The organism is Candidatus Pelagibacter sp. HIMB1746 (assembly GCF_052047555.1).
Classification (GTDB): Bacteria; Pseudomonadota; Alphaproteobacteria; order Pelagibacterales; family Pelagibacteraceae; genus Pelagibacter.
In genome coordinates this window covers 250513-271476 of record NZ_JBNAJZ010000001.1, presented here as the reverse complement: position 1 = coordinate 271476, position 20964 = coordinate 250513, and the positions used below count along the sequence as shown (strand labels likewise).

Genomic DNA, 20964 nt, shown 5'->3' with positions numbered 1-20964 from the left:
AAATAATAGTTATATAATATTTTAATGAATAATCTAATAGTTTTAAATGGCAATGACAATGTTGGCGTAAGTCAATTTATCATACCAGAAAAAACTAAAATTGAAGGTCACGATATAAGTACTTTAGATCCAATCCCTTTTGGTCATAAAGTATGTTTAAAAGAGATTAAAAAAGGTGATCCTATTATAAAATATGATCAAATTATTGGATTTGCTTTAAATGATATTAAACCAGGAGAGCATGTTCACTCTCATAATTTAGAATTTAGAGAGTTTAAAAGAGATTTTAAAGTAACTGATAAATCAAATAATATTGAAGAAAAAGCAGATACTTTCTTTAATGGAATTTTAAGAGATAACGGCCAAGTAGCTACAAGAAATTATATTGGAATAGTTAGTACCGTTAATTGCTCTGCAACAGTTACTAAAATGATTGTTGAAAAAATAAAATATTCAGAAATTTTAAAAGATTATCCAAATATAGATGGAATTGTGCCTATTACTCACTCAACAGGATGTGGAATGAATACTGAAAGTGAGGGAATGCAAATTTTTCAAAGAACGATTGATGGTTTTAAAAATCATCCAAATTTTTCTCATGTTTTTGTTATCGGTTTAGGATGTGAATGTGCGCAAGTAAGTTTGTTCGACGAATCTTTAAAGAAACATAACCGAATTCATTTTCTAACAATCCAAGATGAAGGTGGAACTAAAAAAATTGTTGATAAAGTATTATCTCAAATAAAAAACCTATTATCTGAAGCAAATAATGTTCAAAGAACATCGCAACCTGTTAGTCATTTAACTTTAGCCTTACAATGTGGAGGATCTGATGGTTATTCAGGAATTACAGCTAATCCTGCATTGGGAGTTGCTGCTGATCTTTTGGTAAAAAAAGGTGGAAGTTCAATTTTATCAGAAACTCCAGAAATTTATGGAGCAGAACATTTATTAATTAATAGAGCTAATTCTCAACAAACTGCAGATAAATTAATAAAAAGAATTGAATGGTGGAGACATTATACATCAATAAACAATAGTTCTATGGATAACAACCCTGCACCAGGAAATAAAAAAGGTGGACTTACAACTATTTTAGAAAAATCTTTAGGAGCAGTTGCTAAAGGTGGAAACTCAATTTTACAAGATGTATTGAATTATGCTGAACCTTTAAAAAATAAAGGTTTCAATTTTATGGATTCACCTGGATATGATCCAGTATCTGTTACAGGCCAAGTTGCATCAGGCGCAAATGTAATTTGTTTTACAACTGGAAGAGGATCTTGTTTTGGATGTAAACCAGTTCCAAGTTTAAAACTATCAACCAACTCAGCAATGTTTGAAAGAATGTCGGAAGATATGGATATTAATTGTGGAACAATAGCTGAAGGAAAAGAAAAAGTTGAAGAAGTTGGTCAAAAAATATTTGAATTAGTAGTAAATACTGCATCAGGAAATAAATCTAAGAGTGAAATCAATGGCTACGGTGACGAGGAGTTTAATCCTTGGCAAGTAGGCGTTGTAATGTAAAAATTTTCCTAAAGTGCAAAATCAAACATCTTTATTAAACGTTATTTTATTAGCTGCCGGTGGTTTCTTTATGTTTGTTTGTATGGACTCTACAGCAAAATACCTAGGAACAGTCATGCCTGTTACACAAGCAATTTGGGGAAGATTTTTTTTTCATCTTGTGTCTTTAATTGTATTTTTTTTAATATTTAAGCCGAAAGTAAACTTAAAAAAAAATTTTAAAGTACAAATAATTAGATCAACATTAATGGTGACAGCTACATCGTTTATGTTTTTTTCTCTTCAAAAGTTTGACCTAGTAGATATTTATGTAGTTTTCTTTACAGCCCCATTAATTGTTGCTTTGCTTTCTGCTTATTTTTTAAAAGATATTTTGACTTTTAAAGGAATTCTTTTGATGCTCCTTAGTTTCAGTTCAATTGTTTATTCTTTAAGTCCTAGCATGAAAATATTTAGTATAGATTTAATTTTTCCAATCGTTCCACCTATATGTTGGGCGCTTTACCAATTTTTTACAAAAGTTGTATCTAGTGATAACGATCCATTTGCAGCAATATTTTATACTTCTATTTTGGGAGCAATAATATTTAGTGTTTATATTTTTTTTAACTGGGAACCATTAAGTAATAATATTTTTTGGTTATACTTAGCACTGCTTGGTATTGCAGGCTTTGTGAGCCACTCTTTAATTATATATGCAATTCAATTATCAAATTTATCTTTTGTAACAAATTTTCAATATTCTCAATTAGTTTGGTCTACAATTTTTAATTTTTTCATTTTTGGTGTACCTTTTGATGTAAATAAGATTGTGGGTGTTGTGGGTGTTATAATATTTGGTTTATTATTTATAAGAACTGAAGGTAAAAAAAGTTAAATTAGGAGGTTGGATGAAAAATATTGGTTTTATTGGTGTTGGTTATATGGGTTATGGAATTGCTAAAAACATCATTAAGCACAAAAATAATCTTTTTGTAATTGCTAACAAAAATCGTAAACCTATTGAAAAGATAGTAAGCGAAGGAGCTGAAGAAGTTAAGTCATTTGAAGATTTTGCGTCTAAAAATTTAGATGCTTTATTTATGTGTGTTACCAACACACCTATTGCAAAATCTATTTCAGAAAAATTATCTAATATATTAAATGATAAAACAATTGTGATTGATATTACTACTCACAATAAAACTGGCTCTATTGAAACTGAGGCAATTTTTAAATCAAATAATATTAACTATGTTGAATGCCCAGTAATGGGAGGGCCTGTTCAAGCAGAAGAAGGTGTTTTAGGCGGTATTGTCGGAGCGTCAGATGAGAATTTTAAAATAGCAGAACCTTATTTTAATATATTTTGTAAGGATTATTTTCATTTTGGTCCAGTAGGTATGGGTGCAAAATCAAAACTTTTAAATAACTTTTTATCTTTAGGAAATGGAGCATTAGTAAATCATTTAGCAAAATGTGCTACTGGATTAGGATTAGATCTAAAAAAAGTATTTGATGTTGCAAAGCTAGGATCTGGAAACTCTGCGGCTCTAAACAGAGTTTTTGATAATTTACTTAAAGGTGATTACACAGGATTTAAATTTACTGCAAGTAACTCTGTTAAAGATTTAACGTACATTCAAGATCTTTTAAAAGATTTTCCTGAAGCTGAAAAAGTTGCTGAACTAAATAAAAATTATTTTCAAAAAGCTGTTGATGATGGTTATGGAGAAAACTTTATTAGTGAATTAATAAATAAAAAATAATTGAAGGAAGTTAAATAAGATATCGGGAATCTACTAAAGCAGTAGGTTGTATTCAACTTATATATTTGCATTAAATGCAAATAAATTTATTGAAAATAATTTTGATATAATTACCTTTTTATATGAAGGAGGTTTATGTTAAAATTGCTACCACCTGATACTTAGCTGAAGATCTTTAGATATAAAAAAACTTAAAATAATAAAATCCGTTTGGATTTAATGCCAAAGAGGCGATAAAAAGGGAGCTCTTTAGGTATCAACTAAAGAGCGAACCCTTAAAAAAATTAATTTTTAGACTTTAATATTTCTAGCGGAAGTGGTGCTTCTGGATATTTTTTTTCACACAACTTTTCATAAATTTCACAAAATTTAAAAATTGTTTTTACAACTTCATTTTCATCTCTTGAGTTTAATTTTGTAATTAGTTTATCTCGATCTTTTTCTAACTCTTTAATTTGCTCGCCTGAAAAAAATTCTCCAGTTTCTATTTCCCAGTAAGTATCCTCTAATTCCACTTCACTTAATTCCTTTAATTTTTTTTGTAACATTATAATTGTTTCATCATCAGTTTCTGTATTTCTCATAGGAGAATTTTTTAATTTGCCCAAACATTTGTCTCTTAAACCATCAATAAAATGATCGTAAGGCTTTCCTAAACTTAATTCTTTAAAATGATTACTAACAAAATATTTTTTGATTGCTGAATCTGTAGAAATTTTTTCTTTACCCTTAATTATTGCAACTTGAACATATATCTCTTGAGAAACGTATTCCTCTATATGATCTGTTACTGATACTGGAAGCATTGTTTATTTTAAGATTTTAGCCTATCGTTATTTACATCAAAAGCAGGTTCATCAATAACTTTTGATTTAACATCTTTTCCTTGGATTTTGATCAAAAACTCATTTCCAACTTTAGCAAATTCAGTTTTGACATATCCAAAGGCTAAACTTTTGTTTACTCTGTACCCGTATGCACCTGATGTGGTAAGACCTACTATATTACCATTAGAGTAAATTGGTTCATTTCCATGAGCATCTGCATCTACAGCATCAACTTCCATATAAACTAATTTAATCTTTGGGCCATTTTTTATTAAATTTGATACAATTTTGGCCCCTTTAAATTCAGATTTTTTTTCAATATTAAAAAATCTTTCCAAGCCTGCTTCAACTACACTAATTTCTGGAGTTAATTCTGACCCCCAACCTCTGTATCCCTTCTCAATCCTCATAGAATTCATTGTATGAGCTCCAAAATCTATAATATCAAATTCCTTACCAGCTTCGCTTAATAACTCATATAGTTTTTCCATATCTTTAAAGTCATGATGCAGTTCCCAACCTAGTTCACCCATGTAGTTTACTCTTAAGGCTGTTACATTTATGTTACTTAAACTTATTTCCTTACTTTTTAACCAAGGGAAATTTTCATTTCCTAAATCTTTATCTGTTAATTTTTGTAAAACCATTCTTGATTTTGGTCCTATGATACCAATTACACCTTTATCTAAAGTTATATTTTTAATTTCAACTTTTTCGTTTTCTTTTTTATTCTGATTTAGCCAATCCAAATCTCTAATTTCTGATACTGCACCTGATAATGCGTAATAATGGTTATCTTTTAATTTAGTTAAAGTTAGTTCAGTTTGAATTCTTCCAATATCATTTAAAAGATGAGTTAAAACAATACTTCCATCTTTTTTTGGAACTCTATTAACACAAAGTCTATCTAAAAAGTTATAACTATCTTCTCCAGTAATTTCATATTTTGAAAAAGTTGATAGATCTATCAAGCCTACATTGTTATGAACATGTAGACATTCTTTTTGAATTATAGGAAATAAATTATTTCTTTTATAACTTAATTCTTCTTTAGTATTATCTCTATTAAACCAAGCTGGTTTTTCCCATCCATATAAATCAAAATATTCAGCACCTTTTTCTTTCAACTTTTGGTAAATTGGTGTTGTTTTCATTGGTCTTCCAACCTCTACAACATCATTAGGCATTGGAGTTACATACATTCTTCGATATTGCTCTTTTGATTTTTCAACTGAATAATTTTTATCAACCCAACTCATGTATCTTCTTGGTTCAAATTCCATCATATTTATTTCTGAGTCACCATGCACAATCCACTGAGCCATATATTTTCCAGCTCCCCCTCCATGAGCAATTCCAATACTTGCTGCACAAAACATCCAAAAGTTTTTAAGTCCGGGTGCAGGACCAGCTAAAAAGTTATCATCAGGTGTATGTGTAATAGGACCACATATAATTCTTTTAATACCTACATCTTTAAACTGTGGAATACGATCCATTCCTTTTTCTAAGTGTTCTGCAATTCTATCAAGATCTGGATCTAACAACTCCATATCAAATTTCCAATCCATTCCATCTAAAGCCCAAGCTGCTACATCTTTTTCATAAGGACCAATTAAAAGTCCTTTACCCTCTTGTCTTAGATAAGAAGAAGAGTCTGGATCTCTGACAACTGGTAATTCTTTACTTAATTTTTCTATTTCAGGATGTGCTTCTGTAACTAGGTATTGATGGATCATATTTATACTTGGAACATTTTTTAAACCAACCATCTGTGCTACTTCTGGACAAAAACTTCCTGCAGCGTTAACAACATGCTCACAAATAATGTCACCCTTTTCAGTAATTACTTTCCACTCTCCTGAAGGCAATTGTTCAATGTCAGTTACTCTATTTTTTCTATAAATTTTGGCTCCACTATTTCTTGCTCCTTTAGCCATTGCATTTGTTGTACTGGTTGGATCTGTATAGCCATCTTCTGGAGTTAAAAAAGCACCTTTAATTCCATCTAACTTTATAAAGGGATGATATTGATGAATTTCTTCTGTTGATATAATTGAACATGGAGAACCAGCTATATCTAAAATTCCTTTAGTATAATCAAACCACTCAAGATCCTCTTTGGTATATGCTAACCTTAAACTTCCTGTTTCATGAAATCCTGTTGGTTGCTCAGTTTCTTTTTCTAGTGACTTATAAAGGTTAGTTGAATGAAGATGTATTTTTGCAAGATTTAAACTCGTTAACATATGAGGACATTGACCTGCAGCATGCCAAGTTGATCCTGAAGTAAGTTCACTTTTTTCTATCAATACGACATCACTCCATCCTTCTTTTGTAAGATGGTAGAGCAAACTAACTCCCATTATTCCACCACCAACAATTACGAGCTTTGCGTGAGACTGAATTTTATCCATAAAAAAATGAAACTACTTAGATTTTAAATTAATTAAACAAAATTAATTTTAATTAACCAAAATGGGTATATGAATTTATTAATGCGGTTTTCTATATTTGGAATGACAGGCCTTACAATTTGCCCACATTAATTTTCCTAGAGTTCCTCTAATATCATCTGCATCTTCTATAATAGAGGTGAGTTTGATCATATTATCAGCAGATTTTTGCATTAATGCGTTGAAAGCATCTTTTTCTTCCCAAATTATAGGTAGTGCTTCTGTTTTAAATCCTTCTTTAGAATTTTCTGGAAATAGATCTAATAAAGTAATGTAATTTTCATTCATTTCTTTCATTAATTCTATCGCTTCATCAAAATCTCCATTTGAAGAAAAAGATTGTACCCTCTTAGCGGTACTATAATTCTTACTAAATAGTGCTTTTCTACTTTTAATAATATCTTCTACTGACAACTCAGCATTAGCTAATGAGCCAGAAAACACCATAATTAAAGATAATATTATTGTACCAAAGATCTTCTTGTTATGTTTTAATAAGTTATGCATGTTAAGAACACCTTAACAGAATATGGACTGATTTCAAAGTTAATGCACTGGTTAAGTGCGATCTTATTATTAATTCAAATTCCTCTTGGCTTTTATTTAGTTGATTTAGATTTTGGTGAAAACAGAATAACTATTGAAAATATTCATGTATTGGTTGGACTAGGGATATTTTACGTTATTATTTTTAGGTTACTTAATAATTTGATTAATCCAGTACCAAAGTTAGGACCTGCTACTTTTATGGGGCAAAGGTTTATTGCTAAACTAAATCACTTATTGTTATACATCGCAGTCTTATCAATAACTATCTCAGGAATTTTAAAGAAACTATTTAACGGTGAACCTCTAGTGATTTTTTTAAAAGAAATAAAAATAAAGGACAATTTTGAACTAGCTGATCAATTTTATAACATTCATATTATATCAAACTATGTACTTATTGGTTTAGTTGCTTTACATGTAAGTGCCGTAATAATTCATAAATTATTCTTTAAAGAAAATTTATTAAAAAAAATATTATAATAATTAATCATCAGACATGGAAAAATCATCTATTGGATATATTTTAAAATTATCTATTCCAATTTTTTTTGCCAACCTTGCAATTCCATTAGTGGCAATTATTGATACGTCTTTAATGGGTAACTTAGGTAATGTTTCTTATTTATCTGCAACCTCTGTTGCAGCAAATTTATTTTCAATGATTTTTTGGAGCTTTGGATTTTTAAGAATGGGAACAGTCGGTATGGTTTCTCAAGCTAATGGAGCTGAAAACTACAAAGAAATAATTAATATTATTTTAAGAAATTTGTTATTTGTAATTATCCTTTCTATTGTCTTATTTTTTGCTCAGAATTTAATTCTTAAGATAAGTCTACAAATATTTGATCTAAATTCACAAACTACTATTTTTTATGAGGAATATTTTAAAATTAGAATTTATTCAGCTCCAGGTGAACTTACTCTTTATATTATAACAGGTCTTTTTGTTGGATTACAAAAAACTAAAATTTCAAGTATTGCAGTAGGGTTTTTCTCAATATTAAATATTATATTGAGCATAATTCTCGTAACTCAATACAATTTAAATATTAAAGGTGTTGCTTATGGAACTCTTTTTTCTGGGATAATTACCTCTACTGTTTTTTTAATTTATACTTTTTTTTATTTAAACAAGCTTACAAAGATTAATTTTATAATAAGAGAAATTGTTGATCTAAATAAATTAAAAAATATTTTTAATATTAATTTTAATATTTTTATTCGAACTATATTGCTTACTTTTTCTTTTTTGTGGTTTACGTACCTTGGATCAAAAATTGGAGAAGAGTATATAGCTGCTAACGCAATATTAATTAATCTAGTCTTTCTATCAGCATTCATTTTAGACGCTTACGCATTTTCAACTGAAGGAATTATTGGTTATTCATTGGGTAAAAAAGATAAAAATTTATTCAGTTCAATTGTTAAAAATTCTTTTATTTTAAGTTCTATTACAGGCTTAGGTATTTCTGTTGTTTATTATTTTGTTCATAAGAATGTGATTTATATGATGTCTGATATTGATCTAATAAGATCTTTAAGTTTAGATTATTCAATTTGGATGATTATCTTGCCTTTTTTTGCATCTTTTTGTTATCAATTTGATGGTATTTTTATTGGAGCCTCTCAAACAAAAGAAATTAGAAATGCTATGTTTTTTTCTGTTTCTTTATATTTATTAATTTCTTTAGTTCTAACAAATTACATTTCAAATCATGGGGTATGGATATCACTAACGATATTTATGATTTTGAGAGCTTTGTCTTTATTTTATTATTTAAACAAGATTTATTTAAGATTTAATGACAGTTAATCCCATATTTTTTTAATCTCCAATAATTGTAGGGCCATGGAGTTAAAAAACCTACTATCAGCATAATTGGAATAACCCACCAAGTTAAAATGGCACCACCTGTTAAAACAAAGTCGGTCAAATTCATCATTACTTCCATGCTAATCATTGAAATCAAACTCATTCCAGATGCTGTCTTCAAAGCATTATTAAATTCAAAACCTTGTCTAATTAGAATTATTGTTTCTAATATTATACTTGTGATTAAACCGTTTATTATTGCTAGAATCATTATTCCTAATACTGGAAATGGAATTTGTGTAAGTTGAAAAAATAAAATTGTTCCAAAATCTCCGATGGCACAACCTAATAGACACCATGCTGTATTCTTTGCGCTTCTTCTCCAAGTATGTTTGCAAGACCAATGAAAAGTTGATGCTATCATTAGTTAATTTCTAATCCTTTTTTTTTCCATTTTTCTAAACCACCAATTAAGTGAAAGCAGTTACTAAAATTATATGATTTAGAAATCTGAACTGCCAAAGTAGATCTGTGTCCATGAGCACAGTAAAAAAGAATTTTTTTATTTTTTAAACTATCTTTATTTTTCTCGATGTAATCATGCATGGAAGGAAATGGGACTATATTACTGTTATCTAGTTTGCCCTCTTTATCTATTTCATTTTGTTCTCTTAAATCTATCAGAACTGTGTTCTCCTCTTTTTTAATCTTGTTAAACTCCTCTGGCTCAATTCCATTGTTTACTTTTTGACGGTTTAAATCAATACCCAACTTAAGATTACTTGGAACTGCAACATCCATCATTTTGGGATCTGGTAAATTTAAATTATTCATAATATCCACGTACTCTTCTACTGATTTTACCTGTAATCTTGGATTAAATTGTCTTTCTTCTATAATAGTACTTACCATTTCTCCTTTATAATCATGCGCAGGATAAACTAGAGTTTGATCAGGTAGTTTTAATAATTTGTTAAATATTGAGTTATAAGAGTCTTTAGGATCTCCGTTTTGAAAATCTGTTCTACCAGTACCTCTAATTAATAATGTATCTCCTGTAAACACTCTATCACCCATCAAAAAACTAAAGCTCTCAGAAGTATGGCCAGGAGTGTATAAAGCTTGTAGATCAATTCCATCTATTTTGATTATCTCTTCATCTGATACTCTCATTGCAACTACATCGGCAGGAGTTTTATTACCCATAACAGTTACACAATTAGTTTTATCTCTTAGTTCAGCAATTCCAGAGATATGATCTGCGTGAATATGGGTATCTATCACCTTTACTAATTTTAAATCTAATTGATTTAACAAATTAATATACTGATCAACTTTTTCTAAGACTGGGTCTATTATTAAAGCTTCACGTCCCCTTCCAGATGCAATTAAATAAGTATAAGTGCTAGAAACACTATCGAATATTTGTCTAAAGATCATTTTAGATAAATATCAAAAACCAATAAGAAATTAAACCAGACAAAATAGTTGCGATTATATTTCTTGAAAAATAACCAACAATTACAGCAACAATTGCAGCAAATATTTTAGGGTCATCCATTTCAATGAACTGACCGTAGTCATTTATAAAAATTCCTGGAAATATTATTGCAGGAAACACGGCTGATGGAACATAAGCTAACACAGCTTTTATTTTATCTCCCAACATGTCTCGACTTACTAGAGCTACCATCGTCATTCTAGTAAAGTAAGTTAATATTCCTGCAACAATAATTGATAACCAGGTCATTTTATTTTTTTAACCTCAATATTAAAGCCGCAACAAACAAAGCGAGTATAGGTGAAATAATTATATAAGATCTAAATGGAGCATCATAAAATAATAACGAACTCAATCCACATACAATCATTACAATTAAGTGATCAAGTTTTTTTAAATCTTGTATTATAATAGCTATAAAAGTAAGTGGTATTGCAAATTTTAATCCAAGTTCCTCTGGAACAAATGAACCTAAAATGATTCCTGACAATGTAGCAATTTGCCAACAAACCCACATCGTGCAACCTGTACCAATCAAATGATAATGTAAGTACTGCTCTGATTTATTTTTTTTAAAAAATTTATTAGATTCTGCAAAACCTTGGTCGACAATAATATAAGAGATTAACAATTTTTTTATTAATGATAATTTTTCTAAGTACTCTGATAATACTGCTCCATATAAAAGATGTCTTGAATTAATAACACCGACAGATGTTGCTGCTACCAATCCAGATGCACCACCTGATAATAATTGTAAAAAAACAATTTGTGATGCACCACCAAAAATAATAATGGACATTGCATAAACCAATAGAGGATCAAATCCTAATTCAACACCGATAGCTCCACAAATTATTCCAAATGGGATCACAGACAACATATGTGGAGAAATATCCAACATGCCTCTAGTAAATAATTGTTTTTTTGTAAGCATTTATTTGGGTTCTATTAAAAACAAACTATGTGATCAATGTTTATCGGACGTTTAATCCCAAATTTTTCATCAATTTCATGTTGGTGGACGTGATGCGAATGAACAAAAACAGGAATTAATAAATCACTACTAGTTTTTAGAGTATATATAAAATTTGTCCCCCTAAACTTTCTATCAACCACTTCTAATTTTAAATTGCTTTTATCATCATGTTCTAGATCTTCTGGCTGTAACAATAACTGTACTTTAGATCCTTTTGGATAATGTTTTGTAAAATTACCTTTGATTGTACCTAAATCATCATTTTCTAAAGTATTTTCATCTGTAACTTTTGCTGGAATTAATATTCCTCTGTTTAAAAAATTAACTACATCAACAGAATTTGGGAAGTGATAAACATTATAGGGATCATCAAATTGTTTGAGTTCTCCGTCTAAAATAATTCCACATTTGTTACCTAAATAGAATGCTTCGTAAGAGTCGTGAGTAACAATTATTGTTGTAATTTTTAAGTCTTTTAAGATTTGCTTTAACTTTACCTGTATTTCTTCTTTGAAACTTTGATCTATATTCGACAAAGGTTCATCTAGTAGTAACAAATCAGGATTTGATAACAAAGATCTAGCTAAGGAGGCTCTTTGAGCTTCTCCAGAGCTAATTTCATGAGGATATTTTTCTAAGATTTTTTCTAAATGAAGAAATTTAACTATTTCTTTAAAATTTAGACCTTTCTTCTTTTTTTTATTTCTCTCAGCTCCAAAATTAATATTTTCCAAAACATTGTAATGAGGAAATAGAGAGTTGTCTTGAAAAGCCAAAGATATATTTCTATCCTCAGGTTCAACATGGCTTTCTTTAGATGAAATAATTTTATTTTTTAAAATAATTTTACCAGACTGAATTTTTTCAAGGCCAGCTATTGTTCTTAATATTGTAGTTTTTCCGATTCCAGAGGGGCCTAGCAAACAAACTATATCTCCTTCATTTTCAATATTAAATGAAACATTGGTTACTTTATTTTTAGAGCTTGCAGCAAAAGTAACATTCTCAATTTCTAAAAAATTATTTCTCATTTTATTTATCTTTGAACATATACTTAGATGTAATTAAAATAAAAATACTTGCAATGATAATTAGTAATAATGAAGGTGCGGCGGCAGCTTCTAGTAAATCTTGTGAAGCAAATATATAGGCCTGGGTGGCAAATGTTTCAAAATTAAAAGGACGCATAATTAATGTAATTGGTAATTCTTTGATTATTTCGATTGATAGCAATATAGCAATTAATAAGACTGAGTTTTTAAGATAAGGGATATGAATATTTAAAAAAGTTTTTAATTTTGAATAACCTAGCAGATATGCACTTTCATCAATTGAGTAATTAATTTTCAAATATCCAGATTTAATGCCGTTGTTAGCTAAAGAATAAAATCTTACAAAATAAACAATTACTAAACCAAGTATAGATCCAATAAAAATTTGTTTTATATCAAAAAAATAAAAAATATTTTCATCAAACCAAGAAATAAAAGTTATGAAGGCCACAGCCAATATTATTCCTGGTACTGCATAACCAGTAATTGAAAAAGTTGTTAAAATATTTAAAAACTTATTTTTGCTAATTCTATTTCCATAATTTGATACGAAAGATAAAAAAATCAAAAAAAAGCCCGATAAGAATACTAATATCAATGTGTTTGATAATAATTCTATAATATTTAAATCTATAAAATGTTTTGGAAATTTGATTGTCCAGTAAAGCATTTGCAAAACTGGGAATATAAAGCTTGCAAGAAATACAAATGAGCAAAATATTATTGCCATTAAAGATTTATAACCATTTAATTGTTTCAAAGTTTTAGTCTTAAAATTTCCTTTGGCAGGAGAATGGTATTGTGCTTTTTTTCTAGATAAGTTCTCTAAATAAAATAATCCAAATATAAAAATAAGGAGAAAAAAAGATATTCTGTTTGCTAAAGCCAAATCATCAAAAGATATCCACGCATCATAAATTCCAGTAGTTAAAGTCGATATCCCAAAAAAAGATACTGCACCAAAATCTGATAAAGTCTCCATAGCAACTAAAGATAATCCAGCAATAATTGCTGGTCTTGCTGATGGTAAAATAATATTAAAAAATGTTTTTTTTGTTGAAAAACCTAGGTTTTTACCGAGTTCTAGCAAATTTTGAGACTGATAATGAAATGAAGTTCTTGTTAAAACATAAACATAACCAAATAGTGAAAATGAAATTGAAATTATAGCTCCTAGCATTCCGTCGAATTTAGGTAAAATAGTATTGTAATTTCCATCACCGAATAAGCTTTTCATAATTGAAAAAGCTGTTCCATAATTTTCAAAAAAAGCAGTTAATGAATATGCATAGATATAAGCTGGAACTGCAAAAGATAAAATTAAAACCCATTTAAAAAAATTAACTCCAGGAAATTTATAAAACGAAACTAAATAAGCAGATCCTACACCGATTACAAAAGTTGTAATTAAAACTCCAATTACAAGAATTATTGAATTAGAAATATATTCATACAAAAATGTATTTTTAACAATTGATAAATAGTCACTTGTTGGTTCAAAAAAACTACTAAATACAGTTACAATTGGTATTGCAACTATCATAGAAATGAGCAAAGAGCTCAAAAACCAAATATTAATTTTATTACCCATTTTAACGAAGTACTAATGGTATTAAGTAGGGCAATAAACTTTATACCAAAAGTACTTAGTGTTAACCTCTTTTATTTCCAACCAGACATCAACATTACTTCTAATGCATCAGCCTGATTTTTTTTATAGTCTCCAACTTTTGTTTTTAAATCCTGTTTAAAATTTTCACCCATTTTTTTTATAAGAGGGTGTGGTTCAACACCATCTATCATTGGGTATTCAAATGTATTGTTTACTATATGTTGTTGTGCTTCTTTTGTTAAAAGAAATTCTAGTAATTTTTTTGCATTTTCAGGATTAGGAGAATTTTTTAAAATACCTCCACCACTTATATTCATATGTGTCCCTCTATTGTTTTGATTTGGAAAATAAGGTAATACCTTTTGAGCAGCTTCTTTTTGATCTTCTCCTTTTTGACCGGATAACATCAAAGCATAGTAATAAGTGTTTGCTATAGCTAAATCAGCTTCACCAGCGGCAACAGCTAAAATTTGAGCTCTATCATTTCCTTTAGGATTTCTTGCAAAATTTGAAACTAATTTTTTTGCCCATTCTAAAGTTTGTTCTTTACCATTATTTTTAATTAATGACGCAACAAGAGATTGATTGTAAATATTATTAGATTTTCTAATTACAATTTTTCCTTTCCATTTTGGATCTGACAAACTTTCATAAGTTATCCCTTTTAAATCTTCTGAACTTACTCTTTCTGGTGAATAATAAATAATTCTTGCTCTTTTGGCGATACCTGTCCAATTATCAGATCTAAAGTTTGCTGGCACTGAAACTTCAATCTGTGCTGACATAGAGTTCTGAAACATTCCTTTTTCATCAAATGCACCTAGTCTTCCGGCATCTGCTGTAATATATAAATCAGCTTTAGAATCTTTTCCTTCTTCAGTAATTCTTTTTTGTAACGCTTTGTCTTTACCTGAAACTACGTTAACTTTTATACCTGTTTTATTAGTAAACTTTTCATACAACTGAATGTCAGAGTCGTAATGTCTTGCACTAAAAACATTTACTTCACCTGCTAAGCTTATTTTGGCAAAGAAAAATAAAATTAATGCTAATAATGTTATTTTTTTCATTTGTATCCTTTTCTTTACCCTAATTTATTTGCGAATGAGAATTATTCTCAATGCGAATGATTATCAATCGCATATATTGACGCATATATCAATAATTTGTTTTACAATTGCTAAATGTAGGAAATTTTTATTTCCAGTCGCCGATTTTGCTAAATAAGAAATTTCTAAATGCTTGAACTCTAGCAGTATTTTTTAATGACTGAGGATATACAAAGTGCGCTTCTGTTATAGGCCCTTCTACTTTCGGAAGTACTTTAATTACGTTGTTTGAATTTGTTACTAAATATTCAGGAAGTGCAGCCAATCCTACCCCAGATTCTACAGCTAACAAGAGCCCCATTACACTATTTACCTTCATGATTGATTTTCTTTTTTTACCATCATGCATTCCAATTTTTAGTGCCCAATCTGGATTATAAACTGGAGAAGGTGCCCCTTTTCCAAATGAAATAAATTTATGTTTACTTAAATCGTTTATTGTCTTCGGCATTCCATTTTTTTCTAAGTACTTATTTGATCCATAAATATAGTATTTGATATCGACTAGTTTTTTTTGAATATAATTAAGCTGTTTTGGTCTTCTCATGAAAATTCCAATATCAGCCTGTCTTGTACTTAGATCTAATTCTTTATCATCAAAGACTAGTTCAATCTCAATCTCTGGATTAAGTCTCATAAATTCTTGAATTCTAGGCGTTAACCAGTGAGTACCAAAACTTCTTACTGTTGTTATGGTTAATTTTCCTGTTGGTTTATTCTTCTGATCACCTAAAGATGTTTCAACTTCTTTCAACTTACTTATTACTTCATGTGCAGTTTTAAAAACATATTCTCCGTTTTCTGTAAGTGTTAATCCTCTTGCATGTCTTTCAAATAGTTGAACTTTCAAATCTTGTTCTAGGGACTGTATCTGTCTACTGATTGCAGATTGGCTAAGGTTTAAATTTACAGTAGCATTTGTAAAACTTCCAGCTTCTGCGACTGCATGAAAAATTTTTAATTTATCCCAATCCATTATTTATTTACATCCACTAATACTCTTCCAGAAATTTCTCCTTTTAATATTTTAGGATAAGTTTCAATTAGCTCTTCTAAACCTACTGTTAAAACTGATTTTTCAAGCAATTCAAAATCAATTAATTTTGTTGCTTCACCCCACATAAATTCTCTTCTTTTTATACTGCAATTAGCAGAATCCATTCCCCAAACCTTAATTCCTCTTAACATAAATGGAAGTAAATTAGTATTAAGCTCATTGCTATTTGCATTTCCACATACAGCTATAATTCCATTAGGCTTTGTTTGTGCAATTGCGTTTGCTAAAATTTTTCCTCCAACGGTATCTACTACTCCATCCCATAAACCTTTATCTATTGGTCTTGGGTCTTTATCAAATTCAGCTCTATTTATAATGTTTTTTGCACCTAAAGATTTTAAATAATCTGACTTACTATCTTTTCCAGATACTGCAGTTACATTGTATCCTAATTTTGTTAAAACCATTATTGCAACACTGCCAACACCTCCAGTTGCCCCTGTTACTAAAACATCATTAACTTTTTCTCCAAGCAAAATACTTTCTCTTGCTTGAATTGCAAAAGCACTCATTAAAGAAGTTAAGCCTGCAGTACCTAAAATCATTGCCTGCTTACTGCTTAAGTCATCAGGTTTTTTTACTAGAAAGTCTGCGTTGACTTTTGCTATCTGAGAATAACCACCAAAAAATACTTCTCCAACTCTAAAACCAGTTAATATTACTTCATCGCCTGATTTAAATTTTGAATTTTCACTTTCAATTACTTTTCCTGAAAAATCTATTCCTGGTATGTGCGGATACTCTTTTACTAGTCTTCCACCATTCTTTAGAATCATTCCATCTTTAAAATTTAAATCTGAATATTCTACCTGAACAGTTACATCCTCATGTTTTAAAAAACTTCTATCTAAAGATTTTACTTCTCTAGAAAAATTTTCACCTTCTTGATTAAGAACTATTGCTTTGAATTGATCAGACACTTTAATCTTTTAGCGTAGTGCTAATAAATCGTAAATATCTATTTTGAAAACTTAAATCTTCTTTGAATTGACCTAAATAATAATTTGTTACCGTAGTTGCTTGTTCTTTTTTAATTCCTCTCATAGTCATACACTGATGAGTTGAATCAATTGTTACTGCAACACCTTTTGCATCTAATGATTCCATTAAAGTATTTGCAATTTGCATTGTAAGTCTTTCTTGAGTTTGAAGTCTTTTAGAAAATACTTCGACTACTCTTGCGAGTTTACTTAAGCCTACAACTCTTTCTTTCGGAATATAAGCAACATGAGCTTTTCCAATAATTGGTGCCATGTGATGTTCGCAATGACTTTGAACAGAAATATTTTTCTGGACAACCATGTCATCATATCCCTCTACATCACCAAAAGTTTTATCCAAAATTTTATCTGGATCTTCTTTGTAACCTTTAAAATATTCTTTAAATGCTTTAACAACTCTTTTTGGAGTTTCTAATAAACCTTCTCTATTTGGGTCTTCACCCATCCATGTTAAAATTGTTTTAAAAGCTTCTTCAGCATCTTTGTCTGAAACTTGCTTATTTTCATTTAACTTGTTGTCAGTGTCTTTTACTAATTTCATAGCGCCTTTTTATACAGTAATTACCTGATTTTAAAATATTTATTATATCTAGATATGTGCTACATAATCACATTCTATGTTCAAAAAAAGAGAAAATATCTACGATATCGAGGAAGGAAATCTTCTTTCACCAAAATTTGATAATGATGGCTTAATACCTGTCATTACAATGTGTTCAAAAACCAAAGATATTTTAATGCACGGCTATATGAATGTTGAAGCATTAAAAAAAACAATTGAAACCAAAGAAGCTCACTACTTTAGTAGATCTAGAAAAGCAATCTGGCACAAAGGTAAAACAAGTGGCTTTACTCAAAAAGTAACTGAGATCAGAATTGATGACGATCAAGACTCAATTTGGTTAACAGTTGATATAGGAGACGGTGCTAGTTGCCATGTTGGATACAGATCATGCTTTTATAGATCTATTCCTATGGGGCCAATAGATAATGGGCGTAAAGTAGAAATGAAATTTCTTGAAAAAGAAAAAAAATTTGATCCTGAAGTAGTTTATGAAGGACAGCCCAATCCAACGAAAATTTAATAATGGAAATTAAAATATACAAACCTTTTGGTCCTTCAATATGTAAGGTGACAATTCCTAAGGAAATTATTGAGAAGCTAAACAGTTATATAGATGATGTGATTAAAAATGAGGCGAAATCAAAAGAGCTAGATTATGGAAACAAACTTGCAGGAGATGTTACTCAAGAATTTAAATTAGAAGAAAAAATTATAAACGAAAGTGGTTGGTTAAAATTTTTAGGTCAATCTGTTCATGAATGGATTAGACTTGATACTAAACAAAAAATACAAGAATTTAAATTAATAGACTCTTGGGTTGTACGGCAATTTAAAAATGAATATAACCCAATTCATTGGCATGGTGGTCATGTATCGGGTGCTGGTTTTTTAAAGGTTCCAGAAACACTTGGAAAATATGTGCAAGATAAACCAAACAAAGAATATTTTGGAGGGACATTGAATTTTATACATGGCTCAAGACAATTTATGTCAAATTCTAATTTTAAAATTATTCCTAAAGTTGGAGATTTTTATTTTTTTCCTCATTATTTAATGCATTCTGTTTATCCTTTTTCGGGTTCTGATGAAGAGAGAAGATCAATATCTTTTAATGCAAATATTGATAAAAATATTTTTAACGTACATGGACAATTTTAAATCTCAATTAAACGTACTCGGTGAGAATTTAGAAGAATGTTCTAACAAACCCTTAACAGGTTGGTTTAGAGATGGGTGCTGTAAGACAGATGAAAATGATCATGGTGTACATACTGTTTGTGCAAAAGTTACAACTGAATTTTTAGAATGGTTGAAAAAAGCAGGAAATGATTTGATTACACCACATCCAGAATTTGGATTTCCTGGATTAAAAGATGGAGATGGTTGGTGTGTGTGTGCTAGTTGGTATGCAAGAGCAATTGAAGCTGGTAAAGGATGTCCAATTTTTTTGAAAAGAACTCACGAAAACACTCTTAAATATGTACCTATTGAAACTTTAAAAAAGTTTGCAATAGATTTGTCCTAATTTACATATTTCCATATCTTGGTCCACCGCCACCTTCTGGCGTCACCCAAGTTATGTTTTGTGAAGGCTCTTTAATATCGCAAGTTTTACAGTGAATACAATTTTGCGAATTAATTACAAACTTATTAACATCATTTTCTTTCTGCACTTCGTATACTCCAGCAGGACAATATCTTTGTGCAGGTTCATCGAATTTTTCTAAAGTGTATTTAATTGGTAAATCAGGATCTTTAAGTTGTAAGTGGACAGGTTGATTATCAGCATGGTTAGTTCCTGTAAGATAAACTGAACTAGTTTTGTCAAAAGTTATAACATTGTCATATTTTGGATAATCTATTTTGGGCATTTGACTAGCAGATTTTAATGTTTCATGATCTGCATGTTTATGTTTAAGAGTGAACGGAAGTTTTCCTCTAAACAATATTTGATCAATACCCGTAAAAATAATCCCCAAAATTAATCCCCAACTAAAACTTGGTTTTACATTTCGAGCTTCATATAATTCTTTATATAACCAGCTATTTTTAAATTTATCTTCATAAATAGATAAATCCTTATTTTCTTTTAAGTGTTCATTAATAGTTTCGGCTGCTATCATTCCACTTTTCATTGCGGTATGAGAGCCTTTAATTTTAGGCATATTCAATGTACCAGCATCACATCCTACTAGTAAAGCACCTGGCATAAACATTTTTGGTAAACTTTGAAATCCCCCCTCGATTAATGCTCTAGCGCCATATGAAATTCTTTTTCCTCCCTCTATTATTTTTTTAATTGCTGGATGAGTTTTAAATCTTTGAAACTCATCATATGGAGATAAATGCGGATTTTTGTAATCCAATCCTATTACATAGCCTAAAAACACTTGTTTATTTTCAGTGTGATACATAAAGCTTCCACCGTAAGTATTGTTCTCAAGTGGCCATCCAGCTGTATGCATTACTAGTCCTTCCTCATGATTTTTTTCTTCTATTTCCCAAATTTCCTTAAAACCAATTCCATATTGCTGGGGATCTTTTCCTTTACTCAGTTCAAATTTTTGAATTAATTGTTTTCCTAGATGACCTCTGCAACCTTCAGCAAAAACTGTTACTTTTCCTAAAAGCTCAATGCCTGGCTCAAAGCTATCTTTTTTGTTGCCCTCTTTATCTATACCCATATCTTGGGTAGCTACTCCTTTAACAGACCCGTCATCGTTATATAAAATTTCACTCGCTGGAAAACCTGGAAAAATTTCTACACCCAAAGCTTCTGCTTGTTCAGCTAACCATCTACATAAGTTAGCTAGACTAATAATATAATTTTTATGATTTTGTTGAACTGCTGGCAAAAGCCAAGTTGGCCAACTTAAAGATTTTGTTTTTCCTAAAAATAAAAATTTTTCTTTTGTTACTTTTGTTTTAATTGGCGAGTTAAGTTCTCTCCAGTTAGGCAATAACTCATCTAGAGCTCGTGTTTCAAAAACATTCCCGCTCAAAATATGCGCTCCTATTTCTGAAGCTTTTTCAAGCAAACAAACATTCAAATTTGAATCTAATTGTTTTAATTTAATTGCAGTCGCTAATCCTGATGGGCCACCACCAATGATTACAACATCATATTCCATAGATTCTCTAGACATAATCTAATTTTTAACTGTA

Annotated in this window: 22 protein-coding genes; 8 read left to right on the top strand and 14 right to left on the bottom strand. The window is 29.7% G+C overall.

Going from position 1 to position 20964, the window contains the following annotated elements:
• Positions 1-24 precede the first annotated feature (24 nt).
• From ACTTBM_RS01465 to ACTTBM_RS01455, 3 genes are read left to right on the top strand one after another with little or no spacing between them, the layout of a single operon-like run.
• Complete coding sequence (locus ACTTBM_RS01465; protein WP_440634421.1) at positions 25-1530, top strand: UxaA family hydrolase; 1506 nt, start codon at positions 25-27, stop codon at positions 1528-1530.
• Positions 1531-1543: 13 nt separating this feature from the next.
• Entirely contained in the window at positions 1544-2407 is an 864-nt protein-coding gene (locus ACTTBM_RS01460) for a DMT family transporter (RefSeq protein WP_440634420.1), read from the top strand.
• Between the two features lie 13 nt (positions 2408-2420).
• Positions 2421-3278 (top strand): NAD(P)-dependent oxidoreductase, encoded by an 858-nt coding sequence (locus ACTTBM_RS01455; protein ID WP_440634418.1) that lies wholly within the window; start codon positions 2421-2423, stop codon positions 3276-3278.
• 284 nt (positions 3279-3562) lie between these two features.
• Here ACTTBM_RS01455 and ACTTBM_RS01450 read toward each other — a convergent pair whose 3' ends face one another.
• The 3 genes from ACTTBM_RS01450 to ACTTBM_RS01440 form a co-directional block, all read right to left on the bottom strand.
• Entirely contained in the window at positions 3563-4084 is a 522-nt protein-coding gene (locus tag ACTTBM_RS01450; protein WP_440634417.1) for a hypothetical protein, read from the bottom strand.
• A gap of 8 nt (positions 4085-4092) precedes the next feature.
• Positions 4093-6522: an FAD-dependent oxidoreductase gene (locus tag ACTTBM_RS01445; RefSeq protein ID WP_440634416.1), complete on the bottom strand. Its 2430-nt coding sequence runs from the start codon at positions 6520-6522 to the stop codon at positions 4093-4095.
• Between the two features lie 78 nt (positions 6523-6600).
• Positions 6601-7068 carry a c-type cytochrome gene (locus ACTTBM_RS01440; protein ID WP_440634415.1) on the bottom strand — a complete coding sequence of 156 codons (468 nt, stop codon included), beginning with the start codon at positions 7066-7068 and terminating at the stop codon, positions 6601-6603.
• On the opposite strand from ACTTBM_RS01440, the gene ACTTBM_RS01435 reads away from it, so the two are divergent.
• The gene (locus tag ACTTBM_RS01435; RefSeq protein ID WP_440634414.1) at positions 7063-7590 is read left to right on the top strand and encodes a cytochrome b; all 528 of its coding nucleotides are present in this window, start codon (positions 7063-7065) and stop codon (positions 7588-7590) included. The genes ACTTBM_RS01440 and ACTTBM_RS01435 overlap by 6 nt on opposite strands.
• Positions 7591-7606: 16 nt before the next feature.
• Positions 7607-8923: an MATE family efflux transporter gene (locus tag ACTTBM_RS01430; protein WP_440634413.1), complete on the top strand. Its 1317-nt coding sequence runs from the start codon at positions 7607-7609 to the stop codon at positions 8921-8923.
• Here ACTTBM_RS01430 and ACTTBM_RS01425 read toward each other — a convergent pair.
• From ACTTBM_RS01425 to folE, 10 genes are all read right to left on the bottom strand, one after another.
• Entirely contained in the window at positions 8910-9347 is a 438-nt protein-coding gene (locus ACTTBM_RS01425) for a DUF4396 domain-containing protein (protein ID WP_440634412.1), read from the bottom strand. The genes ACTTBM_RS01430 and ACTTBM_RS01425 overlap by 14 nt on opposite strands.
• On the bottom strand, positions 9347-10363 hold the full coding sequence (locus ACTTBM_RS01420; RefSeq protein WP_440634411.1) for an MBL fold metallo-hydrolase: 1017 nt from the start codon (positions 10361-10363) through the stop codon (positions 9347-9349). The genes ACTTBM_RS01425 and ACTTBM_RS01420 overlap by 1 nt, the downstream gene beginning before the upstream one ends.
• Position 10364: 1 nt before the next feature.
• The gene (locus tag ACTTBM_RS01415; RefSeq protein ID WP_075506129.1) at positions 10365-10673 is read right to left on the bottom strand and encodes an AzlD domain-containing protein; all 309 of its coding nucleotides are present in this window, start codon (positions 10671-10673) and stop codon (positions 10365-10367) included.
• Between the two features lies 1 nt (position 10674).
• On the bottom strand, positions 10675-11361 hold the full coding sequence (locus ACTTBM_RS01410; RefSeq protein WP_440634410.1) for an AzlC family ABC transporter permease: 687 nt from the start codon (positions 11359-11361) through the stop codon (positions 10675-10677).
• 14 nt (positions 11362-11375) lie between these two features.
• Positions 11376-12434, bottom strand: a complete 1059-nt coding sequence (locus tag ACTTBM_RS01405; RefSeq protein ID WP_440618220.1) for an ABC transporter ATP-binding protein — start codon at positions 12432-12434, stop codon at positions 11376-11378.
• A 1-nt stretch (position 12435) separates the two neighbouring features.
• Entirely contained in the window at positions 12436-14046 is a 1611-nt protein-coding gene (locus ACTTBM_RS01400) for an ABC transporter permease (RefSeq protein WP_440634409.1), read from the bottom strand.
• A gap of 71 nt (positions 14047-14117) precedes the next feature.
• Positions 14118-15137, bottom strand: coding sequence for an extracellular solute-binding protein (locus ACTTBM_RS01395; RefSeq protein WP_440634408.1), 1020 nt, complete (start codon positions 15135-15137; stop codon positions 14118-14120).
• 127 nt (positions 15138-15264) lie between these two features.
• The gene (locus tag ACTTBM_RS01390; RefSeq protein WP_440634407.1) at positions 15265-16152 is read right to left on the bottom strand and encodes a LysR family transcriptional regulator; all 888 of its coding nucleotides are present in this window, start codon (positions 16150-16152) and stop codon (positions 15265-15267) included.
• Positions 16152-17153: an MDR family oxidoreductase gene (locus ACTTBM_RS01385; protein WP_440634406.1), complete on the bottom strand. Its 1002-nt coding sequence runs from the start codon at positions 17151-17153 to the stop codon at positions 16152-16154. Before ACTTBM_RS01385 ends, ACTTBM_RS01390 begins: the two co-directional genes overlap by 1 nt.
• Before the next feature lies 1 nt (position 17154).
• A complete protein-coding gene (gene folE, locus ACTTBM_RS01380; protein ID WP_075506136.1) occupies positions 17155-17775 on the bottom strand; it encodes a GTP cyclohydrolase I FolE in 621 nt (206 codons plus the stop codon).
• A gap of 76 nt (positions 17776-17851) precedes the next feature.
• Here folE and hisI point away from each other — a divergent pair, with 76 nt between their 5' ends.
• Genes hisI through ACTTBM_RS01365 form a run of 3 tightly spaced genes read left to right on the top strand, consistent with a single transcriptional unit; the run spans position 17852 to position 19324 of the window.
• Positions 17852-18319: a phosphoribosyl-AMP cyclohydrolase gene (gene hisI, locus ACTTBM_RS01375; RefSeq protein WP_440634405.1), complete on the top strand. Its 468-nt coding sequence runs from the start codon at positions 17852-17854 to the stop codon at positions 18317-18319.
• Between the two features lie 2 nt (positions 18320-18321).
• Positions 18322-18957, top strand: coding sequence for a putative 2OG-Fe(II) oxygenase (locus ACTTBM_RS01370; RefSeq protein WP_440634404.1), 636 nt, complete (start codon positions 18322-18324; stop codon positions 18955-18957).
• The gene (locus tag ACTTBM_RS01365; protein ID WP_440634403.1) at positions 18944-19324 is read left to right on the top strand and encodes a DUF2237 family protein; all 381 of its coding nucleotides are present in this window, start codon (positions 18944-18946) and stop codon (positions 19322-19324) included. The genes ACTTBM_RS01370 and ACTTBM_RS01365 overlap by 14 nt, the downstream gene beginning before the upstream one ends.
• Position 19325: 1 nt before the next feature.
• Here ACTTBM_RS01365 and ACTTBM_RS01360 read toward each other — a convergent pair whose 3' ends face one another.
• Positions 19326-20945 carry an electron transfer flavoprotein-ubiquinone oxidoreductase gene (locus tag ACTTBM_RS01360; protein WP_440634402.1) on the bottom strand — a complete coding sequence of 540 codons (1620 nt, stop codon included), beginning with the start codon at positions 20943-20945 and terminating at the stop codon, positions 19326-19328.
• Between the last annotated feature and the right edge of the window lie 19 nt (positions 20946-20964).

What these genes read in the sequence shown, in the direction of transcription:
- ACTTBM_RS01360 (WP_440634402.1), bottom strand. Translation starts at nt 20,945, where the DNA reads ATGTCTAGAGAATCTATGGAATATGATGTTGTAATCATTGGTGGTGGC.
- ACTTBM_RS01370 (WP_440634404.1), top strand. Translation starts at nt 18,322, where the DNA reads ATGGAAATTAAAATATACAAACCTTTTGGTCCTTCAATATGTAAGGTG.
- ACTTBM_RS01410 (WP_440634410.1), bottom strand. Translation starts at nt 11,361, where the DNA reads ATGCTTACAAAAAAACAATTATTTACTAGAGGCATGTTGGATATTTCT.
- ACTTBM_RS01450 (WP_440634417.1), bottom strand. Translation starts at nt 4,084, where the DNA reads ATGCTTCCAGTATCAGTAACAGATCATATAGAGGAATACGTTTCTCAA.
- ACTTBM_RS01405 (WP_440618220.1), bottom strand. Translation starts at nt 12,434, where the DNA reads ATGAGAAATAATTTTTTAGAAATTGAGAATGTTACTTTTGCTGCAAGC.
- ACTTBM_RS01415 (WP_075506129.1), bottom strand. Translation starts at nt 10,673, where the DNA reads ATGACCTGGTTATCAATTATTGTTGCAGGAATATTAACTTACTTTACT.
- ACTTBM_RS01395 (WP_440634408.1), bottom strand. Translation starts at nt 15,137, where the DNA reads ATGAAAAAAATAACATTATTAGCATTAATTTTATTTTTCTTTGCCAAA.
- ACTTBM_RS01430 (WP_440634413.1), top strand. Translation starts at nt 7,607, where the DNA reads ATGGAAAAATCATCTATTGGATATATTTTAAAATTATCTATTCCAATT.
- ACTTBM_RS01425 (WP_440634412.1), bottom strand. Translation starts at nt 9,347, where the DNA reads ATGATAGCATCAACTTTTCATTGGTCTTGCAAACATACTTGGAGAAGA.
- ACTTBM_RS01455 (WP_440634418.1), top strand. Translation starts at nt 2,421, where the DNA reads ATGAAAAATATTGGTTTTATTGGTGTTGGTTATATGGGTTATGGAATT.
- ACTTBM_RS01445 (WP_440634416.1), bottom strand. Translation starts at nt 6,522, where the DNA reads ATGGATAAAATTCAGTCTCACGCAAAGCTCGTAATTGTTGGTGGTGGA.
- ACTTBM_RS01440 (WP_440634415.1), bottom strand. Translation starts at nt 7,068, where the DNA reads ATGCATAACTTATTAAAACATAACAAGAAGATCTTTGGTACAATAATA.
- ACTTBM_RS01465 (WP_440634421.1), top strand. Translation starts at nt 25, where the DNA reads ATGAATAATCTAATAGTTTTAAATGGCAATGACAATGTTGGCGTAAGT.
- ACTTBM_RS01435 (WP_440634414.1), top strand. Translation starts at nt 7,063, where the DNA reads ATGCATGTTAAGAACACCTTAACAGAATATGGACTGATTTCAAAGTTA.
- ACTTBM_RS01420 (WP_440634411.1), bottom strand. Translation starts at nt 10,363, where the DNA reads ATGATCTTTAGACAAATATTCGATAGTGTTTCTAGCACTTATACTTAT.
- folE (WP_075506136.1), bottom strand. Translation starts at nt 17,775, where the DNA reads ATGAAATTAGTAAAAGACACTGACAACAAGTTAAATGAAAATAAGCAA.
- hisI (WP_440634405.1), top strand. Translation starts at nt 17,852, where the DNA reads ATGTTCAAAAAAAGAGAAAATATCTACGATATCGAGGAAGGAAATCTT.
- ACTTBM_RS01390 (WP_440634407.1), bottom strand. Translation starts at nt 16,152, where the DNA reads ATGGATTGGGATAAATTAAAAATTTTTCATGCAGTCGCAGAAGCTGGA.
- ACTTBM_RS01400 (WP_440634409.1), bottom strand. Translation starts at nt 14,046, where the DNA reads ATGGGTAATAAAATTAATATTTGGTTTTTGAGCTCTTTGCTCATTTCT.
- ACTTBM_RS01365 (WP_440634403.1), top strand. Translation starts at nt 18,944, where the DNA reads ATGGACAATTTTAAATCTCAATTAAACGTACTCGGTGAGAATTTAGAA.